General features: G+C 52.5%; 17 protein-coding genes. 11 read left to right on the top strand and 6 right to left on the bottom strand.

The window, feature by feature from the left end; genetic code table 11:
• Positions 1-5: 5 nt before the first annotated feature.
• On the bottom strand, positions 6-1,736 hold the full coding sequence (locus QN378_RS10395) for an EAL domain-containing protein (protein ID WP_322205884.1): 1,731 nt from the start codon (positions 1,734-1,736) through the stop codon (positions 6-8).
• Between the two features lie 816 nt (positions 1,737-2,552).
• Here QN378_RS10395 and QN378_RS10390 point away from each other — a divergent pair.
• Together QN378_RS10390 and cysC are read left to right on the top strand one after the other, a co-directional pair.
• Positions 2,553-3,248, top strand: a complete 696-nt coding sequence (locus QN378_RS10390) for a sulfotransferase family 2 domain-containing protein (RefSeq protein WP_322206965.1) — start codon at positions 2,553-2,555, stop codon at positions 3,246-3,248.
• A complete protein-coding gene (gene cysC, locus QN378_RS10385) occupies positions 3,241-3,840 on the top strand; it encodes an adenylyl-sulfate kinase (RefSeq protein WP_322205885.1) in 600 nt (199 codons plus the stop codon). Before QN378_RS10390 ends, cysC begins: the two co-directional genes overlap by 8 nt.
• 187 nt (positions 3,841-4,027) lie before the next feature.
• On the opposite strand, the gene QN378_RS10380 is transcribed toward cysC, so the two are convergent.
• Positions 4,028-4,990: a threonine dehydratase gene (locus QN378_RS10380; protein WP_322205886.1), complete on the bottom strand. Its 963-nt coding sequence runs from the start codon at positions 4,988-4,990 to the stop codon at positions 4,028-4,030.
• A gap of 94 nt (positions 4,991-5,084) precedes the next feature.
• On the opposite strand from QN378_RS10380, the gene QN378_RS10375 reads away from it, so the two are divergent.
• Complete coding sequence (locus QN378_RS10375; RefSeq protein ID WP_322205887.1) at positions 5,085-6,437, top strand: PLP-dependent aminotransferase family protein; 1,353 nt, start codon at positions 5,085-5,087, stop codon at positions 6,435-6,437.
• Here QN378_RS10375 and QN378_RS10370 read toward each other — a convergent pair.
• Complete coding sequence (locus tag QN378_RS10370) at positions 6,434-7,372, bottom strand: LysR family transcriptional regulator (RefSeq protein WP_322205888.1); 939 nt, start codon at positions 7,370-7,372, stop codon at positions 6,434-6,436. The genes QN378_RS10375 and QN378_RS10370 overlap by 4 nt on opposite strands.
• A 140-nt stretch (positions 7,373-7,512) precedes the next feature.
• Positions 7,513-9,006: a YdgA family protein gene (locus QN378_RS10365; protein WP_322205889.1), complete on the bottom strand. Its 1,494-nt coding sequence runs from the start codon at positions 9,004-9,006 to the stop codon at positions 7,513-7,515.
• A 115-nt stretch (positions 9,007-9,121) separates the two neighbouring features.
• Here QN378_RS10365 and QN378_RS10360 point away from each other — a divergent pair, with 115 nt between their 5' ends.
• The 3 genes from QN378_RS10360 (at position 9,122) to QN378_RS10350 (ending at position 11,587) form a co-directional block, all read left to right on the top strand.
• Entirely contained in the window at positions 9,122-9,808 is a 687-nt protein-coding gene (locus QN378_RS10360) for an HAD-IA family hydrolase (protein WP_322205890.1), read from the top strand.
• Between the two features lie 219 nt (positions 9,809-10,027).
• Positions 10,028-11,035 (top strand): aldo/keto reductase, encoded by a 1,008-nt coding sequence (locus QN378_RS10355; RefSeq protein ID WP_322205891.1) that lies wholly within the window; start codon positions 10,028-10,030, stop codon positions 11,033-11,035.
• 213 nt (positions 11,036-11,248) lie between these two features.
• Entirely contained in the window at positions 11,249-11,587 is a 339-nt protein-coding gene (locus QN378_RS10350) for a tryptophan synthase subunit beta (RefSeq protein WP_322205892.1), read from the top strand.
• A gap of 23 nt (positions 11,588-11,610) precedes the next feature.
• Here the strand turns inward: QN378_RS10350 and lapD are convergent, their stop codons facing one another.
• Together lapD and lapG are read right to left on the bottom strand one after the other, a co-directional pair.
• A complete protein-coding gene (gene lapD, locus QN378_RS10345) occupies positions 11,611-13,557 on the bottom strand; it encodes a cyclic di-GMP receptor LapD (RefSeq protein ID WP_322205893.1) in 1,947 nt (648 codons plus the stop codon).
• A 12-nt stretch (positions 13,558-13,569) separates the two neighbouring features.
• Entirely contained in the window at positions 13,570-14,229 is a 660-nt protein-coding gene (gene lapG, locus QN378_RS10340; protein ID WP_323552983.1) for a cysteine protease LapG, read from the bottom strand.
• 370 nt (positions 14,230-14,599) lie between these two features.
• Here lapG and QN378_RS10335 point away from each other — a divergent pair, with 370 nt between their 5' ends.
• The 5 genes from QN378_RS10335 (at position 14,600) to QN378_RS10315 (ending at position 21,867) form a co-directional block, all read left to right on the top strand.
• On the top strand, positions 14,600-15,337 hold the full coding sequence (locus QN378_RS10335) for a GntR family transcriptional regulator (protein ID WP_322205895.1): 738 nt from the start codon (positions 14,600-14,602) through the stop codon (positions 15,335-15,337).
• A gap of 824 nt (positions 15,338-16,161) precedes the next feature.
• Positions 16,162-16,938 (top strand): DUF3050 domain-containing protein, encoded by a 777-nt coding sequence (locus QN378_RS10330; RefSeq protein WP_322205897.1) that lies wholly within the window; start codon positions 16,162-16,164, stop codon positions 16,936-16,938.
• Positions 16,935-17,894 carry a diiron oxygenase gene (locus QN378_RS10325; RefSeq protein ID WP_322205898.1) on the top strand — a complete coding sequence of 320 codons (960 nt, stop codon included), beginning with the start codon at positions 16,935-16,937 and terminating at the stop codon, positions 17,892-17,894. The genes QN378_RS10330 and QN378_RS10325 overlap by 4 nt, the downstream gene beginning before the upstream one ends.
• Positions 17,891-21,361, top strand: a complete 3,471-nt coding sequence (locus tag QN378_RS10320) for a non-ribosomal peptide synthetase (protein WP_323551075.1) — start codon at positions 17,891-17,893, stop codon at positions 21,359-21,361. The genes QN378_RS10325 and QN378_RS10320 overlap by 4 nt, the downstream gene beginning before the upstream one ends.
• A 20-nt stretch (positions 21,362-21,381) precedes the next feature.
• On the top strand, positions 21,382-21,867 hold the full coding sequence (locus QN378_RS10315) for an SRPBCC family protein (RefSeq protein ID WP_322205900.1): 486 nt from the start codon (positions 21,382-21,384) through the stop codon (positions 21,865-21,867).
• Positions 21,868-21,958: the final 91 nt, after the last annotated feature.

Below are 21,958 nucleotides of genomic sequence, written 5' to 3'. Positions count from 1 at the left end.
CGTCGTCATTGCGCAGGCCCTTTTTCATGAGCAAGCGCGGGGCCTTGACCGTCTCCACTATTTGCCTTTTCGAGGAGAACAGACAGTCCGAGAAACGGTATAGGACGGCAATAGAGATAGCCTTGCATGACATGACAGCCCAACAATAAGAGCGCCTGCGCCTGCTCTTCGGTTTCTACACCCTCCGCGACCAGCTCCAGCCCAAGGACCTGGGCGAGCTTGATAATCGTGGCAACGATGGCTGCATCGCTTTTGTCCTCCATCATGGTCCGCACGAAGCTTTGATCAATTTTTAAAGTGTCTACAGGAAAGCGCTTCAAGTACGCGAGGCTTGAATATCCCGTACCGAAATCATCCACCGAAATGCGTACCCCCATATCCCTCAGCGCCGACAGTGTTTCGCAGGTGGTATGGATATCCTGGACTAAAACACCTTCTGTTATTTCCAGTTCCAGCATGTTGGGCTCCAGCCCCGACTCTTCGAGAACGGCCTTAACCGTCTCAAGGAATGAGCGGACCTGAAATTGTTTGGCTGAAATATTGACGCTAACCGGAATTGCGTGACCGCGCTCGAACAGCGACTTGGTGTCGTAACAGGCCTGCCTGAGAACAAACTCCCCAATGGGAATGATCAATCCCGTTTCCTCTGCCAGCGGAATGAATTGATTTGGAAGCACAACGACGCCACTACGGCACAATCGAACCAACGCCTCAATGCCAACTACTTGGCGGGTCCTGACGTCCACCTTAGTTTGGTAGAACACCTGAAAGTCACCATCTTCTAGAGCGCTTCGCATACTGAGCTCAAGCCGGTGCCTGGTACGCATACTGATTTCGATTTCTGCCGAAAAGAAACAGTAGCGATTTCTACCTTGTTGCTTTGCTTGATACATGGCTGTATCGGCATGCCAATACAGCGACTCCAGCGTGTCACTATCATCTGGGAACAAACCAATGCCAATACTCGCCGAGACTTCGTAGTACAGATCCTCAACACAAATCCGCTTGCTGATGATCGAGAGCAGCTGCGCAGAAAAATCACCCACCGCATCGAAATTCTCGACTTCCGGCATAAGGACCATAAACGAGTCCCCGCCTTCGCGACTAACCGTGTCGATCGACCGCACATAGTCATTCAAGCGAGTGGCGATCACCTGCAATACCCCATCACCGATCGCATGGCCGACAGCATCGTTGATCGCTTTGAAATTATCCAAATCGATCATTAGCAAGGCGACCTGTCCTCCGCTATGCCGAGCTTGCTGCATCGCCTGATCAGTGCGGTCGTACAACAAGGTACGGTTGGGAAGTCCAGTCAACGCATCATGGTTGGCGAGTTTTTTTGCTTCACTACGAAGTGCGATATGCGCCTTGATGTGCGCACGAGCTACCGGAATGTTTAGCGGCTTCTGCAAAAAATGGACACCGCCGTAATCGAGGGCCCTTAGCTCGTTTTCAGTTTGCGTGTGGGAGGTCACGAAAATAACAGCACTGTCACAGGTCTTCGGGTCGGACTTGAGCGCTTTGCACACCGCAAAACCATTCATACCTGGCATCTGGATGTCGAGTAAAACGACATCGGGTCGCCAGCGCCGGGCTGCTTCCAATGCGGAACAACCATCGATAGCAAAATATACTTGACCTAGATCGCGCACCGCCTCTGTCAGAATTCTGATGTCGGTAGCTTGATCGTCAACCACCAGAATGACTGGTTCGCCAAATATTTTATTGCGCATGCAGTTGCTCCTGACTCGGACCCGAAGAGCCGTCGCGGATATAAATTAATCGTGAGTGTTTGTCGGTACAGCTGAATAGCAGGCAAAAAGGCTCACCTCTAGAATGATGCCATTTTGATATCACTTAATTTTCTTGATCATAAATAGCATGCTGCACAGCGCATTCATAGGTTTAGGTATCCAAACGAGCATGTGCGTGATTGACGATTCAGACCTTTCGTCGACAACCGGCAGCGCCATCTGTACACGTCAGCTCGGCGGTTCTTTCAAAGGAAACATATCAGTGAATTCAGTAACTTGAGCAGTATCCACAGAGCGAATGGTCTGTTGAGTGGCACACCACCATAGCAGTCTTCTGCAGCGTCTACGGTGACGAACACGCTCAAAGCAATCACACCGCTCGCGCAACGCCAGCTCTACACATCCAACCCCATTACTGCTTCAATCACAACCCGCCCCGAATCCGGCTAATCTTGCAACTCCTCAAATAACGCCCATTCTTTGCCCGTAAGATTCGGTAAATCGTGCCCCTTCCGGGGACTCACAACCCGATGCGGTACACATGAGCCATCAGCGTCCTCGGCCCATTGGTAGCAACCTGATGTGATCAAAGCAGCGACAAAAACCGTCTACGATGGCGATGCAGCGACGGCCGATGTCGCTCACTAATGCCTACAATTACTAATATTTTTTTGACGAAAAATTCACATTTTCCGCCGGCTACAATTTGAGTGTAAATTGTGTGCAAATATTACCGAACGGAATTTCCTGCCTGTATCATGGCGACTAATTAATCCGAAGTTACAGGCCACCGCTATGACCCGCTTGTTTTGGAAGTTGATTCCAAAGGTGCAGCGAGAATTATTGCTTGAGCGGCTTTCGATAATTGACAGGCAGGTCGTGGATAAAGCGCTTTCTGGCAGAATCCGATTTCCTCAGGTCTTCGACGAGCTTAAATGCGTGTTCATCCACGTCCCCAAATGCGCGGGCAGCAGCGTCGCAATGTCGCTTTTTGGCGACACCCCTACCGGCCACATGCCGCTGTATTGGTATGAGAAGCAATTCCCAGAACGTTACGCGCACTATCTAAAATTTGGCTTCGTGCGTGATCCGTTGCAACGCGCTTGGTCGGCTTATAATTACCTGCTAAACAATACTCAACGGCGTGATAAAGCCGCCTTTGAGCTGGTCAATAAATACCCCAGTTTCGACGCGTTTATCGACAATTGGCTGCACCCGGAAAACATTTCAAAACAAATACATTTCGTCCCACAGCATCGTTTTTTAGAAAACTCGATAGGTTCAATAGACGTTGATTTCATTGGCCGGCAAGAAAGCCTCATCCCCGATTTTCTGTCGCTGTGCGAACACTTGAATGTTAAAGCCGAGCTCCAGCATATCAACCGTAGCCCAGGAAAACACGACGAAAACCGCGACTTTTGCTCTGCTGCATCCCGGCGCAAAGTGCGCGAGGTATACGCCCGTGATTACGAACTTTTCTCCTATGAATAATAATGTATTACCCCTGATCATCGCGCCCAAACTGGCTGTCGGCCAAGCACTTCGGGCGAGCATGAAGCAGCAACGCGCTTGCTGCGTCTGGTTTACCGGTTTGTCCGGTGCGGGCAAATCCACATTGGGCAACCAACTGGATCAAGCCTTACAAGCCCGTGGCATGCACAGCTATCTATTGGATGGTGATCGGCTGCGCCAAGGACTCTGCCAAGACTTGGGCATGACTGACGCAGATCGCCATGAAAACGTGCGGCGCATCGGTGAAGTGGCCAAACTCATGGTGGACGCAGGTCTGATTGTTATTGTCTCTGCCATCTCGCCATTTCGCGCAGATCGGGACGCTAGCAGGCAAGGCTTTGCCGACAATGAGTTCTATGAAGTTCACGTCAGCACCCCTCTTTCCGAATGTGCCCGCCGTGATGCAAAAGGTCTCTATCGAGCAGTGAAAGAAGGACGAATCACAAACTTTACCGGGATCGACAGCCCATACGAAGCGCCTCTGACGCCAGAGTTTGTAGTTGATACCAGCTCAAATGACTGTATTGAGTTTATTGAAAAGCTGGCAAAGCAGTTGGATGTCGGGCTTTAGATAACAGGCTTACAAGCTGGTTTAGGGGCGAACTTAACCGCGACAGAACAACGTCGCCCCGAACACACAAGCCAGCTCCAACTGAAAATCAAGCGACTTGATTTACGATTGTTACGCAGTTTATCGCAAGCAAGCCCGCCTCACTGGGACCGTATCTGCTGCGCAGCAGCTTCAATAGGCGGCGAAGTTAGTTCACTGCGCCACCCAGTACCCGCCCAAAAACTTCACGATCAATATTCGCCCCGCTCAATATCACGGCAACCTTCTGCCCATTCTGCCGACTCTGCTCTTTCACCAGCGCCGCCAACCCCGCTGCCCCGGCCCCTTCTGCGGTGTTATGCGTGTCTTCGTGAAAAATGCAGATAGCGCTGGCAATGTCATGTTCGCTGACGCGAACGATCCGTGCCGCACCGTTGCGGATTATTTCGAATGCTTCCGGTAAAGGGATGCGGCAGGCTATACCGTCGGCGAAGGTATTGGCCGTGTCGGTTGCGATAATTTTCCCTTGCTCAATGCTTAGGGCATAGGCGTCAGCATGTTCGGAGACGACGCCGACAATTTCGGTTTTCAAACCCAGCAAATCCCGCGTCTGGATCAACCCGCAAATGCCCGAACCCATGCCGATGGGGACGTAGACAGTTTTCAAATTCGGTACTGCTTCCAGCAATTCCAGTGCGTAGGTCGCAACGCCTCGGATTAAATCCGGGTGAAACGCAGGGACGCTTTCGTAACCGTGTTGTTCTGCCTGCCGTGCCGCTTCGGTGCGGGCTTCATCGAAGTCCTGGCCGTATTCAATCAACTGTGCGCCCATAGCGCGGATGGCGGCGTTTTTCTCCTGGGAGTTGCCTAGGGGTACGACGACTATGATTGGCAGACCTGCGTTTCGGGCCGCCATCGCCAAACTTTGTCCATGGTTGCCACGGGTGGCCGTCACCAACCCAGTCACGTTTGGTTTGCGCGCGAGCAAGCCCTTAACGTAGAGCAAACCACCACGCACTTTGAATGCGCCAGTCGGTGCGTGGTTTTCGTGTTTGACCCACACCTCGCAACCCAAACGTTCAGCCAAGCGTGGCCAGGCGTACTGCGGGGTCGCAGGAATAAAGGGGCGGATAGTATGTGCAGCTTGGCGCAACGCGATAAGGTCAAACATAGAGCACCGTGCTTAGGTAAGTGAGGCGGGTTGACCTGATCTTAGGCGCAGAGCATTGTATGGGTTAAATTTTATATTGCATGAGCAACAATAAATGTGGACGCCGACTCTAAAGGATTCAGGCCAACCAAAATACTTGGCGTTGGTGGAGGCAATTACCAAAGCGATAGAAAGCGGTGAGCTTACCGTGGGTGAACGGTTGCCACCGCAAAGACGTTTGGCTTGGAATCTGGGGTTAAACCCGAGCACGACGATGCAAGCCTATCGCGAGGCGGCGCGTCGGCATTTGGTCTCGGGTGAAGTAGGACGAGGCACCTATGTGCTGGCCGGGAGCAAGGAAGCGACGCTGTTTCGGCTTAAGCAACCCAGCGAGCGCTCGGACGTGATTGATTTATCGACCAACGTGCCAGTCACCAATGAGGACAGCCAGGACGAAGTGGCTGCCCTCTCCAACCTTATCAACGGCAGACGAGCTCAACAGCTACAAAATTACCTGAGTGCAGACCATTTAGCGTTCGGTCGAGCTCAAGGCGCGGCGTGGCTGAACGCTCGGGGCCTGAACGTGCCGCCGGAGAACGTCATGCTCTGCAACGGAGCTCAGCACGGGTTGTTCATGGCATTGCTGTCGCTTTGTCAGCCAGGTGAGCCGGTGTTAGTGGAGGCGTTCACTGCACCAGGTATCAAGGCGGCGGGTCGCCAATTACGTTTACCGCTGCATGGAATTGCCCTTGATCGCCACGGCATCATCCCAGACGAGCTTGATCGCATGGCGCGCGCGACCGGCGCAAAAGTCGTAGTACTCACACCCACGCTGCAGAACCCGACATCGACCATCATGTCATTACAACGCCAATTGGAAATCGCCGAGGTCGCACACCAGCACGACTTGTTGATTATTGAGGACGATGTATACGGCGCACTGACCACTACGCCGCCACTGATCCGACTGCTGGGCAAGCGCGGCCTGCTGGTCACCAGCTTGTCAAAAACAGTGGCGCCCGGTTTGCGCGTCGGCTGGATGGCGGCCGACCTATCGGTTCTCGAACTAATCGATCCCCACGCACAGGCCACTCATTGGGGCATTTCACCGCTGTGTCTGGGCATCGCCAGTCAGTGGATAAGCGACGGTACCGCACAGCGCCGATTGAAGTGGCAGACAGAAGAAACTATCCAGCGTTGGCGTTTAGCGAAGAAAATTCTTGGGGACGCGTTGTACCAGCAACTAAACCCTTCTCCCCATGTATGGATCACTAGCGACCTGCCGTCGATGACGCTAACCCAAGCCTGCCGCGCAGACCTCGTCGACGTAGTGCCAGCGGAGGTGTTCGCGGTAAAGCAAAACGACATTCACGCGATACGCATCAGCTTGTGTGCCGCGAGTGACAGGTCGCAGCTAAAAATTGCGCTGGAACGGGTCGCGAGAATTGTCGCAAGACAGCCTGCCTAATAGACCGTGTGAGTCTTCAAGTCGCCTTCATGTGCAGCTAAAAAAAGCGGGACCGACTCACGCAGATACTCGACCCAGGTTTTGATTTTCGCATCCAGAAACTGCCGTGACGGGTAGACCGCATAGAGGTTCGTCTCTTGCAACCGGTGCCTAGGCAGGATCCGAACCAGCGTTCCGTTGCGCAGGCCATCAATCGCCGAAGAGACCGGCTGAACGCCGATGCCCATGCCGCTTTGAATGGCCACTGTCATGGCATCAGCAGTGTTTACATGGAACGGAAACCTAGAAATGATCACCGTTTCCTCGCCATCCGGGCCGTTGAAAATCAGCTTTTCCTGAGGAATCGCAGCGTTAACAATGCGCAAGCAATCGTGTTCAAGCAACTCTGCAGGCGAGCTCGGCTGACCATTTTTTTCAATATAACTGGGTGAAGCGCAAAGAATAGTATAGGTAATGCCGAGTCGCTGCGAAATGAAGCCAGAGTCCGGTAGGTCGCTAGCGATCAGAATCGAGACATCAAAGCCTTCCTCCAGCAAGTCCGGGAGCTTATTGGAAAGGGTCAGATCAAAAGTTACTTCTGGATGAGTCTCACGGTAGCGCGCAATGGCAGCAATCACGTAATGGGTGCCGACGCCCGACATGGCATGCACTTTCAGATTTCCGGCCGGCTTGGCTTGAGCGACACTGGCTTCGGTTTCAGCATCTAGAATGTCTTCGAGGATGCGCTCGCAACGAGCCAAATATCGTTTTCCGGCTTCCGTCAGGGCTATTCGCCGAGTGGTTCGATTGAGGAGACGGGTATGGAGGTGAGCCTCTAATTGGGAAACGGCCTTGGAGATATTGGCCGTTGTTTTGTCCATAAGCTCTGCTGCAGCGGTGAAACTTCCTGTCTGGGCAACCAAACTGAAAGCACGCATATTTTGAAAGGTGTCCATCGGAATCCCGTAAGTCGAACGCGGGAAAATGTTACCTGACGAGACAGCTTTTGACACTAATACCTAAGGCGTATCGCCAGCCCATGGCCTTGCAAAAAACAAGGTTCACCTCCACCCCCGCAGGAGTTCTTGCGTATCGCTTACTGCCCTGCGCCACTCATTGCGGTAAATTTGCTCCCGATCAAATTAACCAACTGTATGCCCGTCATTTTCTGGCCGTTAAAGTCCGCCATGCCATCGGCATAGTGCAAATTGGAGACTACGTTTTCACCTTCGACCTTGGCTAACTGCGACATGACTGCCATAACGCCCACAGCCTCACTTGCTCCCTGCGCCTGTTGCTCGATGACCTTCAGATCGGTCCGACCGTTGAGGGCGGCTACCTGGGTGGCCAGATCCTTGATCATCGGTTTGGACAACAGCAATTTGGCATCCAGTTTGGTGAGCATTTTATTGACCAGATCAGGCACCGGCTGGTCAAGCAAACCTGGATTATTCAAGTCCATAGCAACACTTAAATGACTTTCGCCATTGGCAGTTTTAAGTGAGATTTTTTCGAGCTCAATGTGCGGCTTGGCGGCCAACAGTTTCGCCAATTCAGTATTCATCTGCGCCTGGTCAGCATCGCTCAGTTGCAACTTTAATGGTACGCCAGCCATGGCGGCGGCTTGTTGTTGCGGCTGAATTTTTTTCTGGTAAAGCGTGTAAAGCGATTGAGTCGATGCTACGTCAAAGTTGCCGAACTTCCACAACATTTGCGCTGTACCAAAGTCCTTGCCGCCATAGTTAATCATGTCGATATCGTAGGCCACTTGCGCAGAAAGATTACCGCCCTCTTCCTGCACCAAGCTGGTATTGACAAAATTCTTGAGTTCCACCGGCGGTTTATCACCGATCTGGATGCCTGACTGGGCAATTTTAAAGTCGCTGTGTCCCAGGTAGAAACCTGAAGCGCCTTTGGTCCCGCCTGTATTAAAGGATAAGTTGTGAATATTGAAACTTACCTGGCCCTGCTCCGCAGGCATATTGGCTATTAAGCTGTCGAGTAGGCCCGTGACTTTAACTTTTTCGGCGTTGGCACTGGCCTGCAACCACAGATTGATCCCGGAGAATTTAAACGTGCCGCTCTTCGAATCAATATCCAAAGGCAGAAGCTCAAGCGTGCCTTCAGTGGAGTAGTTATAGCCTATAGCGGTGTGACCTTTAAGCGGTGCGGCCCCATTGGTCAGGGCGAACCATTTTTCGGTAACCGAGTTTTTCTCGATCTCGTAATTACTGGCCGCCATGATCGGCATCAGGTTTAACGACTTCACCCGCGACCATGGCAGCGGCCCGTGTTCGACATTGTCGACGAACAACAGCTCAATATTTTCGTTACCTTTGCCCAGCTTTGCGCTTTTGATATTTACCCGGTAGTGCGCTGTGCTGTTAAACACATGGCGATCCAGGGAGACCAGTTCCAGCGTCACGCTGCCATCAAAACCGTTAAGGGAGGATTTAATCTGGCGATTGGCCTCGGCGATTGCCGTGTGCAAAACGCCTTCCAGCTGAGTACCGGTGTACCAAGCCCCGGCAGAACTCAATGCACCAACCGCGATGACAACGCCCATTGCAATCTTCACTGATTTTTTCATCTTTCTCCCGCGTGCTTGGCTATCGGTAAGCGGAGCAGATTATCATCCGCCGCTAGCCACGGTCTTCCCCCGGAAGGTAGGCTGGTGTCCGGATTTGAAAACGGGATCAGATGAAATGACTCAGCAGTTCCAGAAATTTGGCTCCATCAAGGCTGTTATTTTCGATATGGATGGTCTGCTGTTGGATACCGAGGGAATTTACACCGAAGTCACTGACATGATTGCAAACCGCTACGGTCGCTCGTTTGACTGGACACTTAAGCAGAACACCATTGGCCGTGGCGCGCGGGATTTTGCCAGCTACGTAATTGGCGCCCTGGACTTACCGCTGTCCATCGATGAGTTCCTGACCGTTCGCGAACCGCTGCTGGACGAACGTTTTCCGCACGCCGCCGCTATGGCAGGTGCCGAGGCGCTGGTCCGTCACTTGGCGGCGCACAACATCCCTATCGCGGTAGGCACCAGCTCATCGATTCATTATTTCAACGCTAAAACCACCTTGCACCGCCAATGGTTCGAGCTGTTCGAAACGGTTGTGACTGCTGACGACCCGGAAGTCGGTGCCGCTAAACCTGCGCCTGATATTTTCTTGGTCGCGGCCCGCCGCCTGGGCGTGGACCCAATGGATTGCTTGGTGTTCGAAGACTCTCCGTTTGGCGTAACGGCGGCCAAAGCTGCGGGGATGTTTGCGGTCGCGGTGCCTGACTCACATATGCCTATCGAGCAATACCGTCATGCCGATTTGTGCCTGCAGTCGCTTGAGGAGTTTCCGCTAGCAGCGTGGGGTTTGCCTGAGTTTTAAGAACATATCGTCAGCTCATAATCCCAGTATCTGCATTGCCTTCAACCCGAGGCGTCTGCCCGGCTCATTTTAAAACGATAGGAAAATGCGATATAGCAATCGATAGTCAGCATCGCTTTGCGGTATTTGACAAAGGTAGAAGGATTGAGGACGGTGGTTACGATAATCCGCCGCAACTCCGTTGCCTCCTTTAAACACCATTTGAAGAGGATCTTGAGCATGACTTATCGAATTCTCGGCCAGTCCGGCCTACGCGTGTCCACGTTGACCCTAGGCTCGATGATGTTTGGTGAGCAAACCGGCACCGAAGAGTCCCTGCGCATTATCGACAAAGCCTGGGATCAAGGTGTCAATTTCATTGATACAGCGGACGTTTATAACAATGGGCGTTCTGAGGAGATCGTCGGTGAGGCCATTGCGTCACGCCGCAGCGACTGGATCTTGGCAACCAAGGTCGGATCCCCTCACCCCGGCATCACGCCGAACAACAGCGGCTTGAGTCGCAAGCATATATTCAACTGCATCGACGCTAGTTTGAGCCGGTTGGGCACCGATTATGTGGACATCTATTACCTGCACCGCGAGGACCACACTACGCCGCTGGAGGTCACCGTTTCGGCCATCGGCGACTTGCTGCGTCAAGGCAAGATCCGCTATTGGGGCGTGTCCAATTTCCGAGGCTGGCGTATTGCTGAAATCGTTAATATCGCCCAGCGATTGGGCGTGGATAAACCGGTGATCACCCAGCCGCTCTACAACATAACCAATCGCCAGGCCGAGCTTGAACAAATTACGGCAGCCACCTTCCACGGTCTTGGTGTCGTACCGTACAGCCCCTTAGCCCGTGGAGTTCTGAGTGGCAAATATGCACCGAATGTCACGCCTGACAGCAACAGCAGAGCGGGACGTCAGGACAAGCGCATTCTTGAAACCGAGTGGCGGGTTGAGTCGCTGCGTATCGCGCAGAAAATTCAGGCGTACACCCAAGAGAAAGGCGTCGGCATCGTCGAGTTCGCTATAGCCTGGGTGCTGAATAATCCGGCGGTTACGTCTGCCATCGTTGGGCCGCGCACCGAGGAACAGTGGGACGGGTACATCAAAGCCCATAGCGTCAAAATCACCACGGAAGACGAAGCATTCATTGATTCGCTGGTGACACCAGGGCACGCATCAACACCGGGCTACAACGACGTTGCGCATTTTGTGTCGGGTCGAGTTGTGCGTTGATAGGTTAATGATTCGGCGTCTATGGGGCCGAGCTTATTCGGAAACAGCAGCGCAGTGAGTGAGGTATAGCGCGCTTTCCCTTCTCGAATAAATTGGCCCCCGCAGAAAAAGTATCATTCCTACCCCTCGTGCATCGACTCAGCATCTTTGCGCCAAACGCCTATGCTGTAAGCACCGACGCGGTCATCTGTTCAATTCGATGAGGGATTTCCAATGCTCTACGTTCAACGCGATGCTCAGGGTGTACTTGTTCGTGTAGAGGCTGCGCCGTTTGCCGAATCGACTGATATGTTGCCGCCCGACGACCATGTAATCCAAGCTTGGTACGCTAACAAAGTGGTAGATAGTCGCTTGAGTCAACTTAAGCAAAGCGACATGGAGATGATTCGGGTACTTGATGACTTAATTCAGGTTTTGACCCGCAAGGGGGTAATTCGTGTCACCGATTTACCGCCAGCTGCACAAGCCAAGGTGATGGATCGGACCCAGGCCCGCGAAGCCCTCGGCGGCTTGAGTCATTTAATAAACGATGATGAGACAGGTTTGATCTGATAGGGGGTCAATCCTCGTGGCGTTTAACTCCATGGCGCCGGCCGTCCAAATAGCTGACCTTGTACGCCTTGTATACCCATCTCGCGAATGACCCTGAATTCCCCCTCAGTTTCAACACGCTCGGCGATTAGTGGCAAATCAATACTGTGCGCGGCACGCTGAACGGCTTCGATAAACAGACGCTTGTGACTTTCTTCGTCAATGGCACGAATATAGCTGCCGTCTATTTTCAGGTAAGCAAGTCCCAACTGGGCCAAGTTGCCAATCATGCTAAAACGACCGCCGAAGTGCTGCACCGCCAGTGAGAATCCCAACTCGCGCAGGCGACGGGAAAGTTGCTCAAGCACTTCTTGCGAGGGCAATTGCTCCTCACCCACCTCAAGCGTCAATCTGTCTCCTAATCGCGAATGCTGTTTCAATGTTTCGAATACTTTATTCAGCGCCACAGGATCAGCCAACGTCGCTGCTGAGAGGTTTAAGGCCAGCGCCTGCTCATGCTGAGGCATCTGCTGCAGAACTAGCTCTAACATCAGCTGGTCCAGGCGCATCGACCAGCCGAAGCGCTCCAGCCACGGCAGGAACCGCCCAGCGGAAATCGTCTGCCCCTGGTCATCCAGCAGACGGGACAGCACTTTGTACTGCAGCACCTGTTCCGGATTGCCGCTGCTTACGACAGGCTGGAAAAACAGCTGAAAACGCCGCTGAGTCAGCGCCTGATCTAGCAACGAGTTCCAGGCATGCTGATCGTCGCCCAAACTGACGACTGCACTGTGTTCGATACAACTCCAACTGCGCTCACCCTCGATTTCGGCTTGAGATAACGCTTGATCCCCTAGTCCCAGCAGTGTTTGCGGCGAGTCGCCAGGGCTGTAGGGCGCCAGACCAATATGAGCCACGGGACTAACGTCCGATGCTCCGGTGGCCTGGAGACTTAGCAGCGAGCCTTCCAGATCTTGCGCCAATTGCAGGGCTTCGGCCCTCATCATGCCGGGGGCCAAGACGGCAAACTCACCCCCTCTAATTCGGGTAATCCGGTTCGTGGTTTCCGGGTAATGTGAGCATTGCCGAATAAGTTGCTCACTGACCGCCTGAAGCAGCTGGTCCGTGCTCTTGCCGCCCATTCGCTGGTTCAAGCCGGCCAGGTCCTGGATACGTAACAACAATAGATAACCCGAGCGGGCGTCCTCCTGATTGCTGAGTTGAGCGTTGAGCTGCATTTCGAAATAGCGACGATTGGCTAGGCCTGTAAGACTGTCCTGATAAGACTCAATACGTAGTTTTTCGCTGCGATCAGTGTTTTCTTGGAACAGCGCTTTAAGTTTCTCAACCATTTGGTTCATGGCTTGGACCACTCTACGCAGCTCGGGGGTGCGCGGCAGTTCCTGCAGGCTCAGGAATTCACGTCGAGCGATGGCGTGAGATTGCGCAACCATGTAATCGAGGGGTTTAAGCTGTCGGCGTAATAATAAAGCGCCCAACACCGCACTGACCAGACCGCAGGCCAGTAACCAACCAAGGCTACCCAGCGCACTGTCCCAAAGTTTGGCCAATGCAAACATCGGATGGCTAACAACCTCGACGCGAGCCGCTTGCTGCCAGCCACGGCTGACAATGGCATCACCGCCTGCTGCTTCAAGACCTATTAGCTTGACGAACCAAGTCGGTACGGAGGCGCTGTCGGCTACGCCGGAGCGCTCAACGATGACCTTTTCGGTGGCGAGGTCTATGACACGAATACTCGAATAATAGCCACTATCGAAGATAGAAGTGACCATTAACTGAATCATTGCTGGGTCGTCTATATTAGGCGTCAGCGATAGCGCCAGAGAAGTCGCAGCATCCTGCGCATGGGAGCGCAATTGATTTACATATTGCGCCCGCGAACTTTCAACGCTGACCATGAAACTGCCGCTAAAGGCGACGACCAGAAAAAGGCAGATTGCTAGCATTAACTGTTTAAACAGAGACATCAGGACTCTCCCCTAGAGATCAGGCTCGGCCGGAAAACCTTCGGCGTGCATCTTTCTCAACACATCTTGCCAGCGTGATAATCGTTTCGTATCACCCACCCTTTTATTACCCTTGACGCCTGGCAACCAAAGACCTTCGGCGTTGAAGGCATAGACCGGCAGTAGGTCAATTCGTTGGCTGGCTGGTTTGATTTCATTGATGAGACTGTCGAGTACTAGCGGTTCGGCATTAGGGCTTGAGTAGTATGTCAACACCATATGTGCACGGTTCAAGCGCAGGGCTTTAACATAGGTAATCAGCAATTTGTCGTTTGGCACTCCTAAGCGCCGAAGGCTGAAATACTTGGCGATCGCATAGTCCTCACAATCACCGGCGCCCTTCCAAAGCGACTCAATAGGGGTAGCCCAGTAATCGACCTGGTGCCAATTATCAATGTCTTCTACGTAACGGATCTGATGGTTAAAAAATTGATTAACTACTTCGAGTTTTTCTTTTTCACTGGCTTGTTTCTCTGTCGACAATAGCCGCTGCCAAGCGTCTATTCGATAACGACCTTCACCTAAAGGACCATATAACGTTTCAGCATTACGACTGATAGCGCGAAAATTCCAATCGACTTCCAGGCCGCTCGCCCAGACTGCACCGACCAGAAGCAGCGCGAAGAAGGTCAAACACCCAAAACGTCGGGCGCCTCTCGACCAATTAGAAGGAAAACTTGCCGCCACTTGGAGTTAGTCCGTACGGTACCGGTAACTGCTGGATGGTGCGGGTTTGCCCTGCAGAAAACAATGGCATCGCTCAATCAGCGCTCACCAGATGTCTAGTGTGCGAGGGCTTAAAAACGCGCTGTAAACTATTTTTCGCACCTGATCACGCGGTTAGCCGGAGCGGAAACGATTCTGTATTTTTTCTGAATCAGAAACGCTCAAATAAAATCGAGCTGCCGACCATTTACCGGCTATTTTTAAAAAGCTCTACGAGCATCCTGGCACTTCCTAGTGAGGATCGATCCACTGACCCCATTGCTATAGGAGTATGGGTATGCAAAAACCTGACAACGAGACCTATTTGAGTTCCATCCTGGGACATGAGCAACCGCCGTCTCACCTAGCCAGAACCGTCATTGAGGAAAAGCTGCGCAACGCCATTCTGGATGGCCGCATTCCCAGCGGCATGGCTCTACGCCAGCAAGAATTGGCTACGTTATTTGGCGTTAGCCGCATGCCGGTTCGAGAAGCGTTACGTCAGTTGGAAGCGCAATCACTATTGCGCGTTGAACCACATAAAGGTGCCGTCGTCGCTCCACTGGTGGGCGACGACGCGACGCAGGCGTATGGACTGCGACGATTGCTGGAGTCCGAAGCACTGCGGCTATCGATCCCGTTGCTGGACAAGCACGATATCGCCGTTGCAAGTGGTTTTATCGAGATGCTTGAAGTCGAAATCGACTACAGCCAGATGGGCCGATTAAACCGTCTTTTCCATATGGCACTTTATGCCAAAGCGCCTAATACGAAACTGTTACGCCTGATTGATGAAGGCCTCAAAGAAGAGGAGCGGTTTCTGCGATTCAATCTTTCGGCCATGGGCCTAGGAAAACTGGCGCAAGACGACCATTGGGCGCTGTTGAATGCCGTTTCTGAAAAGGCGACCGATAAAGCTGTGAATCTGTTGGAGCGCCACCTAAATCGTGGCGTGGACGCGATTAATCGATACCTAAAGGACAATCTTCCGGTGTCTGCGAGAACTGTCGGCGAGCGCAAAGGAAACCGTATCTGACTGTTTGCGCCCGGAGACGATATTGATGCTTGCACGGAGCTGGCGATAGACAGAGCCCGCCGGGTTGGTTGCGGTTCTCGAACCGGGGAATCACGGGACGCCCCCATATTTACGGCGCCCCGCCGATAAATAAGCTTCACTGTCGTCTTTACATTTAGCATTGCACGCCTTTCTTTATCGGCGACATTGCGACTCCGATCCATTCGTTACTGTCGCAGCCTTTATTCCGGTGCAGGAAAGCGTGTGCCCGCAATCAGACAAAGATTGGACCTTGGTAATAAAAGGCATGGATAGCCAGAGGGTAATTGCCTACAGGCAGATTTCGCTGGCACCCCGCAGGATGTTCAAACACATGGAGACATCCAAGGAGCTTGTCGAACGGGCAAAGCCAGTCGCCCGAAATATCAAAATATAACTTTTCGCCACTGAGCAATGATGGGTGCAGTATTTACTCATTAATAACTGTTCTGACTTTAATACGTCGGAAGGTAGGCTCACACCCAAATAAAACCAAGCCAATTGATTTTATTAGGGGACTATCATTCGAAAAACATCGAATAAAAAATAATTTAAAAAATACTTGCCTGCCGCTTTTAAAGTGTTTTAAGTTTTATTCGTAGTTAGTAAAGCTTCGCAGCGAACCGTACCGTTTCGACGTTATGCAATACTGGCAAGGCTCTAGATAAGGGTACTGCGCGAGCCCACAGTTTATATTAGGGTAATGCCCTAATAGTTTAGTTTGCCCCTAACATGGACAGGTATCGTTACGCTGTTATGACTACCTGGTTTAGTAGTGACTTGTCTTTCCAACTAAGGACTCTTTCATGACTGGACAAAAATATATTCTCGATTGTAAAAAATCGGAACTTGGCACTCACCCTATTTTTTCGGAAATAGACTCGATCGCTGTACTAAGACGTTTCATGGAAACGCATGTATTTGCAGTGTGGGACTTCATGTCTTTGACCAAGCGGCTGCAGCAAGAGCTGACGTGTATGCAGCTGCCGTGGTTACCTCCGAAAGACCCGAAGGCTGCGCGACTGATCAATGAGATCGTGCTGGGTGAGGAGTCGGACAACACGCTGACCCAAGGTCACTGTAGCCATTTCGAATTGTACCTGGACGCTATGCGGGAGGTCGGCGCCAATACTCACCCGATTGAGCGTTTTGTTGAGCTGCAAAAGAAGGGCGTCGGCTATGAAGCTGCGCTGCGTAGTGTCAATGCAGGGCAAGCCGCATGCGGCTTCGTCAAACAGACCCTCAACACTGCGTTACGTGCCCCTGTCCACCATGTCGCCGCCGCTTTCTTACATGGCCGGGAGAGCGTCATTCCGCTGATGTTCAAGCGCATCCTCGACGACTGGAACATCACCGCCGAGCAAGCACCCACCTTGCGCTATTACCTGAAACGCCACATCGAAGTCGACGCCGAAGACCACGGCCCGGCAGCCGAAGCACTGTTAGCAAGCCTGATTGACGGCGACGAGCAACGTCAGCGCGAGGTTTACGAATCGGCCATTGCAGCCGTAGAGAGCCGGATCGTGTTTTGGGACAGGCTGCGCGTCAGCATGCGCACCGAACAAATGGAGGCCAACGCATGAACGCCGAAAACTATGTGTCATTCGCCGATACTTGGGAGGCGCGCGCAACGATTCGCACACGCCCCCGCCGAGTGGTCGAAAACGACGAAAAACTGATTTATCCGTTGAGCCGCCAGCCCTTAGTACTCAGTGAAACGTTTAGCCGCGAATGTCCTCACCTGCGTGATTTTGCGTTGGTGCAGAGCCTCTATAAATTTATTAACGATGTTGTGATTTTCGAGACGGAAATCGTCGATAAAACAGCCCGTTGTATCGCCAAAAATAGCTTTCCGATTCGATTCCCCTTTGCATGCCGTTACGACGCAATGACGGTTGTAGTGGATGAGGATTACCACGCGTTGGTCGCGATGGATTTCATGCAACAAACCATTGCCCTGACCGGTATTAAGCCGATCGATTTGCCAGGTGAAATTGAATTGAGCAGAGCCATTCCGAGTGCACTGGCTTTAGCCCCCGAACACCTGCGCGGTGCCGTAGAACTGATTTGCGTGGCCATCGCCGAGAATACGGTGACCAACGATGTGGCCGCCTTTGCCAAAGACGACTCAGTGAAGCAATCGATCAAGGGGCTGATGGCTGACCATTTGCTCGACGAAGGTAGACATTCCGGTTTTTGGTCGCGACTGGTGAGCATTTATTGGAACGCTACACCAGAATTGGATCGCGAATGCATCGCACAGATCATGCCGGTCTTTATCCGGCAATACCTGATCAACGACATCCAGAAAGGCTTCGATTACGACTTGATTGATCATCTGCCCATTGCCGACATGATCAAGCAACAACTCATAAACGAAACCCAGGCAGTGACCTTTCCGATTAATCGCCATCACCCGATGGTGGGCAACATTGTGCGCTTCTTCAAAAGCAGCTCGATGCTGGATGCGCCCTGCGTCCGGCGAGCGCTAAAGGATTATCTGCCAAGCCACTCGGTTAACCAAGGGAGCCCGCTATGAAACGTCTGGAGATTGCACTCTTAGGTCATAGCCTGGCTTTGAATGAGTTAGCTATGGAGTTGGAGCAGCATGGGCATTGTGTATACCGCCTAACGGCAGAGCAAAATCTTGATCATTGCCTTTTTAGCGAAGGGTGCCTGCTCATTGAAGACCAGAGCCTTATTTTGACTTTAGCGCAGGAAACAGCTTTCACCGCGCAGGCCCGTTTGAGTCTCCGCGTCGGTGTGGGCCCGCTCAAAAAGGAAGGTTTACCGCGGCTGGAATTGCTCTGTTGGTTCGGTACGGCCAAGGCGCAACGATTGATATCGCGAATTCCACTTACAGCTGATTGCTCGGGCAATGGCCGAATGCTACGCGACTCAGCCATTGCGACGCTGGTGGATACGGTCGCGGTAGATATCGGTCGTTTGGCCCGTGACGGGGGGTATTTTCTTCGCGCACCTTTAGCCGGAGCTTCGCACTTAGCGGAACAACACGGCTTAAAGATGCTTGAGCAGCTCGCCTTCGATCATCACTTCAACCGCACCGATCAACTGCACCTGTTGGCCCTAGCCGAAATACCCTTAGTGGAGCGACTGGATCAGAGTTTCTTACGGTTTGCCGAGCGGACCGCGCTGGACATCGCAGGCCGTAAAATCAAATACGGCACCCTGCATGCGCATAGCCTGGCAATCCAGCAACGGCTTCTGGCCTTGTTATCAAAACGCATGTTGGCGCCCGATGAAAGCCCACCCGTGGTTGGCATTTGCTTGCCGAAGTCACCGGCATTGTTTGCAGGTATTCTCGCGATTCTTGGCAGCGGTGCTGTGTACTTGCCACTAGACCCCTGTCAACCACTCCAACGTCAGCGCTATATCTTGGAAAATGCGGGCGCAATATTGTTACTGCACGACGGGCACTGTGCCCTGAGTGATCAATGGCCGGGATTAGATATAAGCCAATTGGGAGCAGACGACACCGATCCTACTCGCTCACTCATGCGCCAAAGACCCGCCTCCAACGCGCCATGCATGGCGCTCTATACCTCCGGCACCACCGGGCACCCCAAAGGCGTGCTGCTGAGTCAGCGCAATCTTAGCCATTTCACAGCCTGGTACGCCGAGCATGTGAGCCTGTCCGAAGATAGCCGCGTGCTTCAATTCTCGACGCTGAGTTTCGATTCATCGGTGATCGACATTTTTCCGACTCTACTCAGTGGCGCGGAACTGGTGGTACCCAGCGAAGATCAGCGGCGCGATCCGTTGTTGCTGATCAACCTGATTAAGCAAGGCATCAGCCATGCTTTTTTACCACCTGCGTTGCTGAGCATCCTTCCGCTGGATCAACCGCTGGGTCTTGAGCACCTCATGACTGGGGGGGACGTCTGCGAGCCTTACGTCATTGAGCGGCTCGCCGGGCAATGCCGTTTCTACAACCTGTATGGCCCCACCGAAGCAACAGTGCTGATTACGTCGAGGCTCTTCGAGCCGGGAAGCAGCAATCGAAACTTGGGCCAGCCGATAGCAAACAGCCAAATTTACATCCTCGATGAGCAACTTCAGCCAGTACCGGAAAATACGCCTGGCGAACTGTTTATTGCTGGACCTGGGGTATGTCTGGGCTACCTGAACAATCCGACATTAACCGAAGATCGTTATCCTACGCTTGGAATGCCGGACGGCCGAAATGTACGGGTATATCGCACCGGTGACATCGGGAGGTGGACTGCAGAGGGTATCGAGCTGTGCGGCAGGCGCGACAATCAAGTGAAGATTCGCGGTTTTCGAGTCGAACCTGAAGAGATTGAACATTGCCTGCGCGCCAGTCAGCTGTATCGACAGATTGCGGTGGTGATTGATGCGCAGCAACGCATTCTGGCGTTTGTCGCGCAACCTCAAGGCGAGGCAGAACCTTCTCGCCAATCGCTCAGAACACATGTTGAACAGCAATTACCGGATTACATGCGACCCACGACCTACACCGAATTGATGAACATGCCATTCGCCAGCAACGGTAAAGTTGATCGCAAAGCGTTGCTGGAGCTACCCGTGAGTTTCGTTGACGGATTGGCGCGGCGTTTGCCGCAGACATTGGTTGAAAGACAGTTGTTGGATCTCTGGGCTGATTTGCTGGAGATGCCAGCGGGCGACATTTCCACTGATGAAAGTTTCTTTACCCTTGGAGGTCACTCGATTCTGCTGTCACAGATGCTACTGGACATTCGCGAACAGTTTGGACGCAGTGTCTCGATCAATCGCTTTATTGAGGCTCCTACGTTGCTCACGTTAGCAGCGCTTATCGATAACGATGGCACCCAATCGTCTAGCTATACCGTCAGCCCGCGAGCGCTGCGAGACGCCAATCCTGACCTTGAATTGACGAGTGTGCCCGTTAGTCAGTTAGGCGATGTACACAAGGTTGTGGTCACGGGAGCTAACGGTTTTCTCGGGGTACACATTGTAGAAGCGCTATTGGCATGGGGAGCCTCCGGGATAGTGTGCTTAGTCCGTGAAAGCGGCGGGCTAGACGCCCAGGAACGCTTCGCGCAGGCGCTAAGGGAAAATCGCTTGGACCATCTGGACTTCAGCAGAGTGACTGTCTACCCCGCTGACATTACGCAGCCGCTATTGGGCCTAAGTCCTGAAGTGTATGAGCGCATTGATTGTGACTTCGGGGTTTTGGTGCATAGCGCGGCTAATGTTAACCATGTCCAGAACTATGAAGCGCTGATCAAAGACAACGTCGAACCCATTTTTGAATGCTTGCGGTTGTGTGAGGGCCGCAGCAAGAAGATCTTTAATTTCATATCGACGCTTTCGGCGTCTAGTGCAGTCGACACAGTAGGCAATGTACTAGAACAGGCAGCTGCTAGCACTCCGCCTATCTATATCAAGAACGGCTATAACCTTTCTAAGTGGGTTGCTGAGCGCATTCTTCAAAGTGCTCGGGACCAAGGGGCTTGGGTGAATATTTACCGGCCGGGCAATATTGCGTTCAACAGTGTAACCGGCGTTTGTCAGCCTCATAAAAATCGGCTCATGCTCATGCTTAAAGGGTCAATCCAGCTTGGCCAGGTTCCAGAGTTCGCCATGAATTTCGACCTGATGCCGGTGGATTTTCTTGCTCGCTTTATCGGCTTCCAAGCCGGGCGCTATCAGCCCAATCACGCGATATTCAATCTGCATAATCCTGAGCCTCTGAGCTGGAGTCGCTATGTGGCTGCATTCCGCGCGGCAGGCCGAGATTTCCAAATGGTGGGTGTCGCCCAATGGCAACAACAGCTGCGTCGAGTGGATAGCCAAAATGCGCTGTTCGGCGTTTTGGGCTTCTATCTCGGTGGCTTTGAAGAAGACATCGGCGACATTTCCACGATCAAGTACGAGAACGCTCAAGCCGGTATACAGGAGATGGGCGAGCGTTATCCGTTGAAGACCGATGCGCTGTTGCGCAAAGGCTGCGATTACCTGAAAGAAATCGACTTTATCTAATCATTCTGATGGAGAAAAAAATGAATCAGATCAATAGTCTAGGCCTTCTGCGGCCCGATACGCTGATCAAAAATCTGGATAATGAGCGAGTAGTATCTGCTGTAAGCATCCCGAGCGATGCGCGAAGTGTGTGGGAGGTTGTCGGCAACTTCGCAGGATTTCCAGCATTTATCCCAGCTCTCGATTCTTGCGAGATGAACGGCACTGGCGTTCGCTCTGTGCGCAAAAAGCTTTTCAAGGACGGCAATGTAGTCATTGAGCAGCTCAATTCACGTGACGATGTAGCGCTTTTTATGACGTGGTCCTTGATCTACACCACATTGCCCGTCGGCAACCTTTGGGCGTCCATGTCGGTAATACCACAAGGGGATGAGCATTGCATCGCAACTTGGAGCATCGTGGGCGAACCCTCTGCTGACTGGCCTGATTCGCCTGTAGCATTTCAAGCGTTCTTGCAGGGGTTTGCCGACGATGCAATGAACAACGTACTCAAGCTATTCTCATGAGCTAAATTTATTAGGCGCACAAACAAAACCCCTGAACGCGTAAGCGATCAGGGGTTCTGGAATTTAATCTTGACGATGACCTACTCTCACA

It is taken from the genome of Pseudomonas sp. 10S5 (assembly GCF_035019745.1).
Taxonomy (GTDB): Bacteria; Pseudomonadota; Gammaproteobacteria; order Pseudomonadales; family Pseudomonadaceae; genus Aquipseudomonas.
Note: the sequence above shows the minus strand (reverse complement) of the source record. Positions and strands in the feature narration are given on the sequence as shown.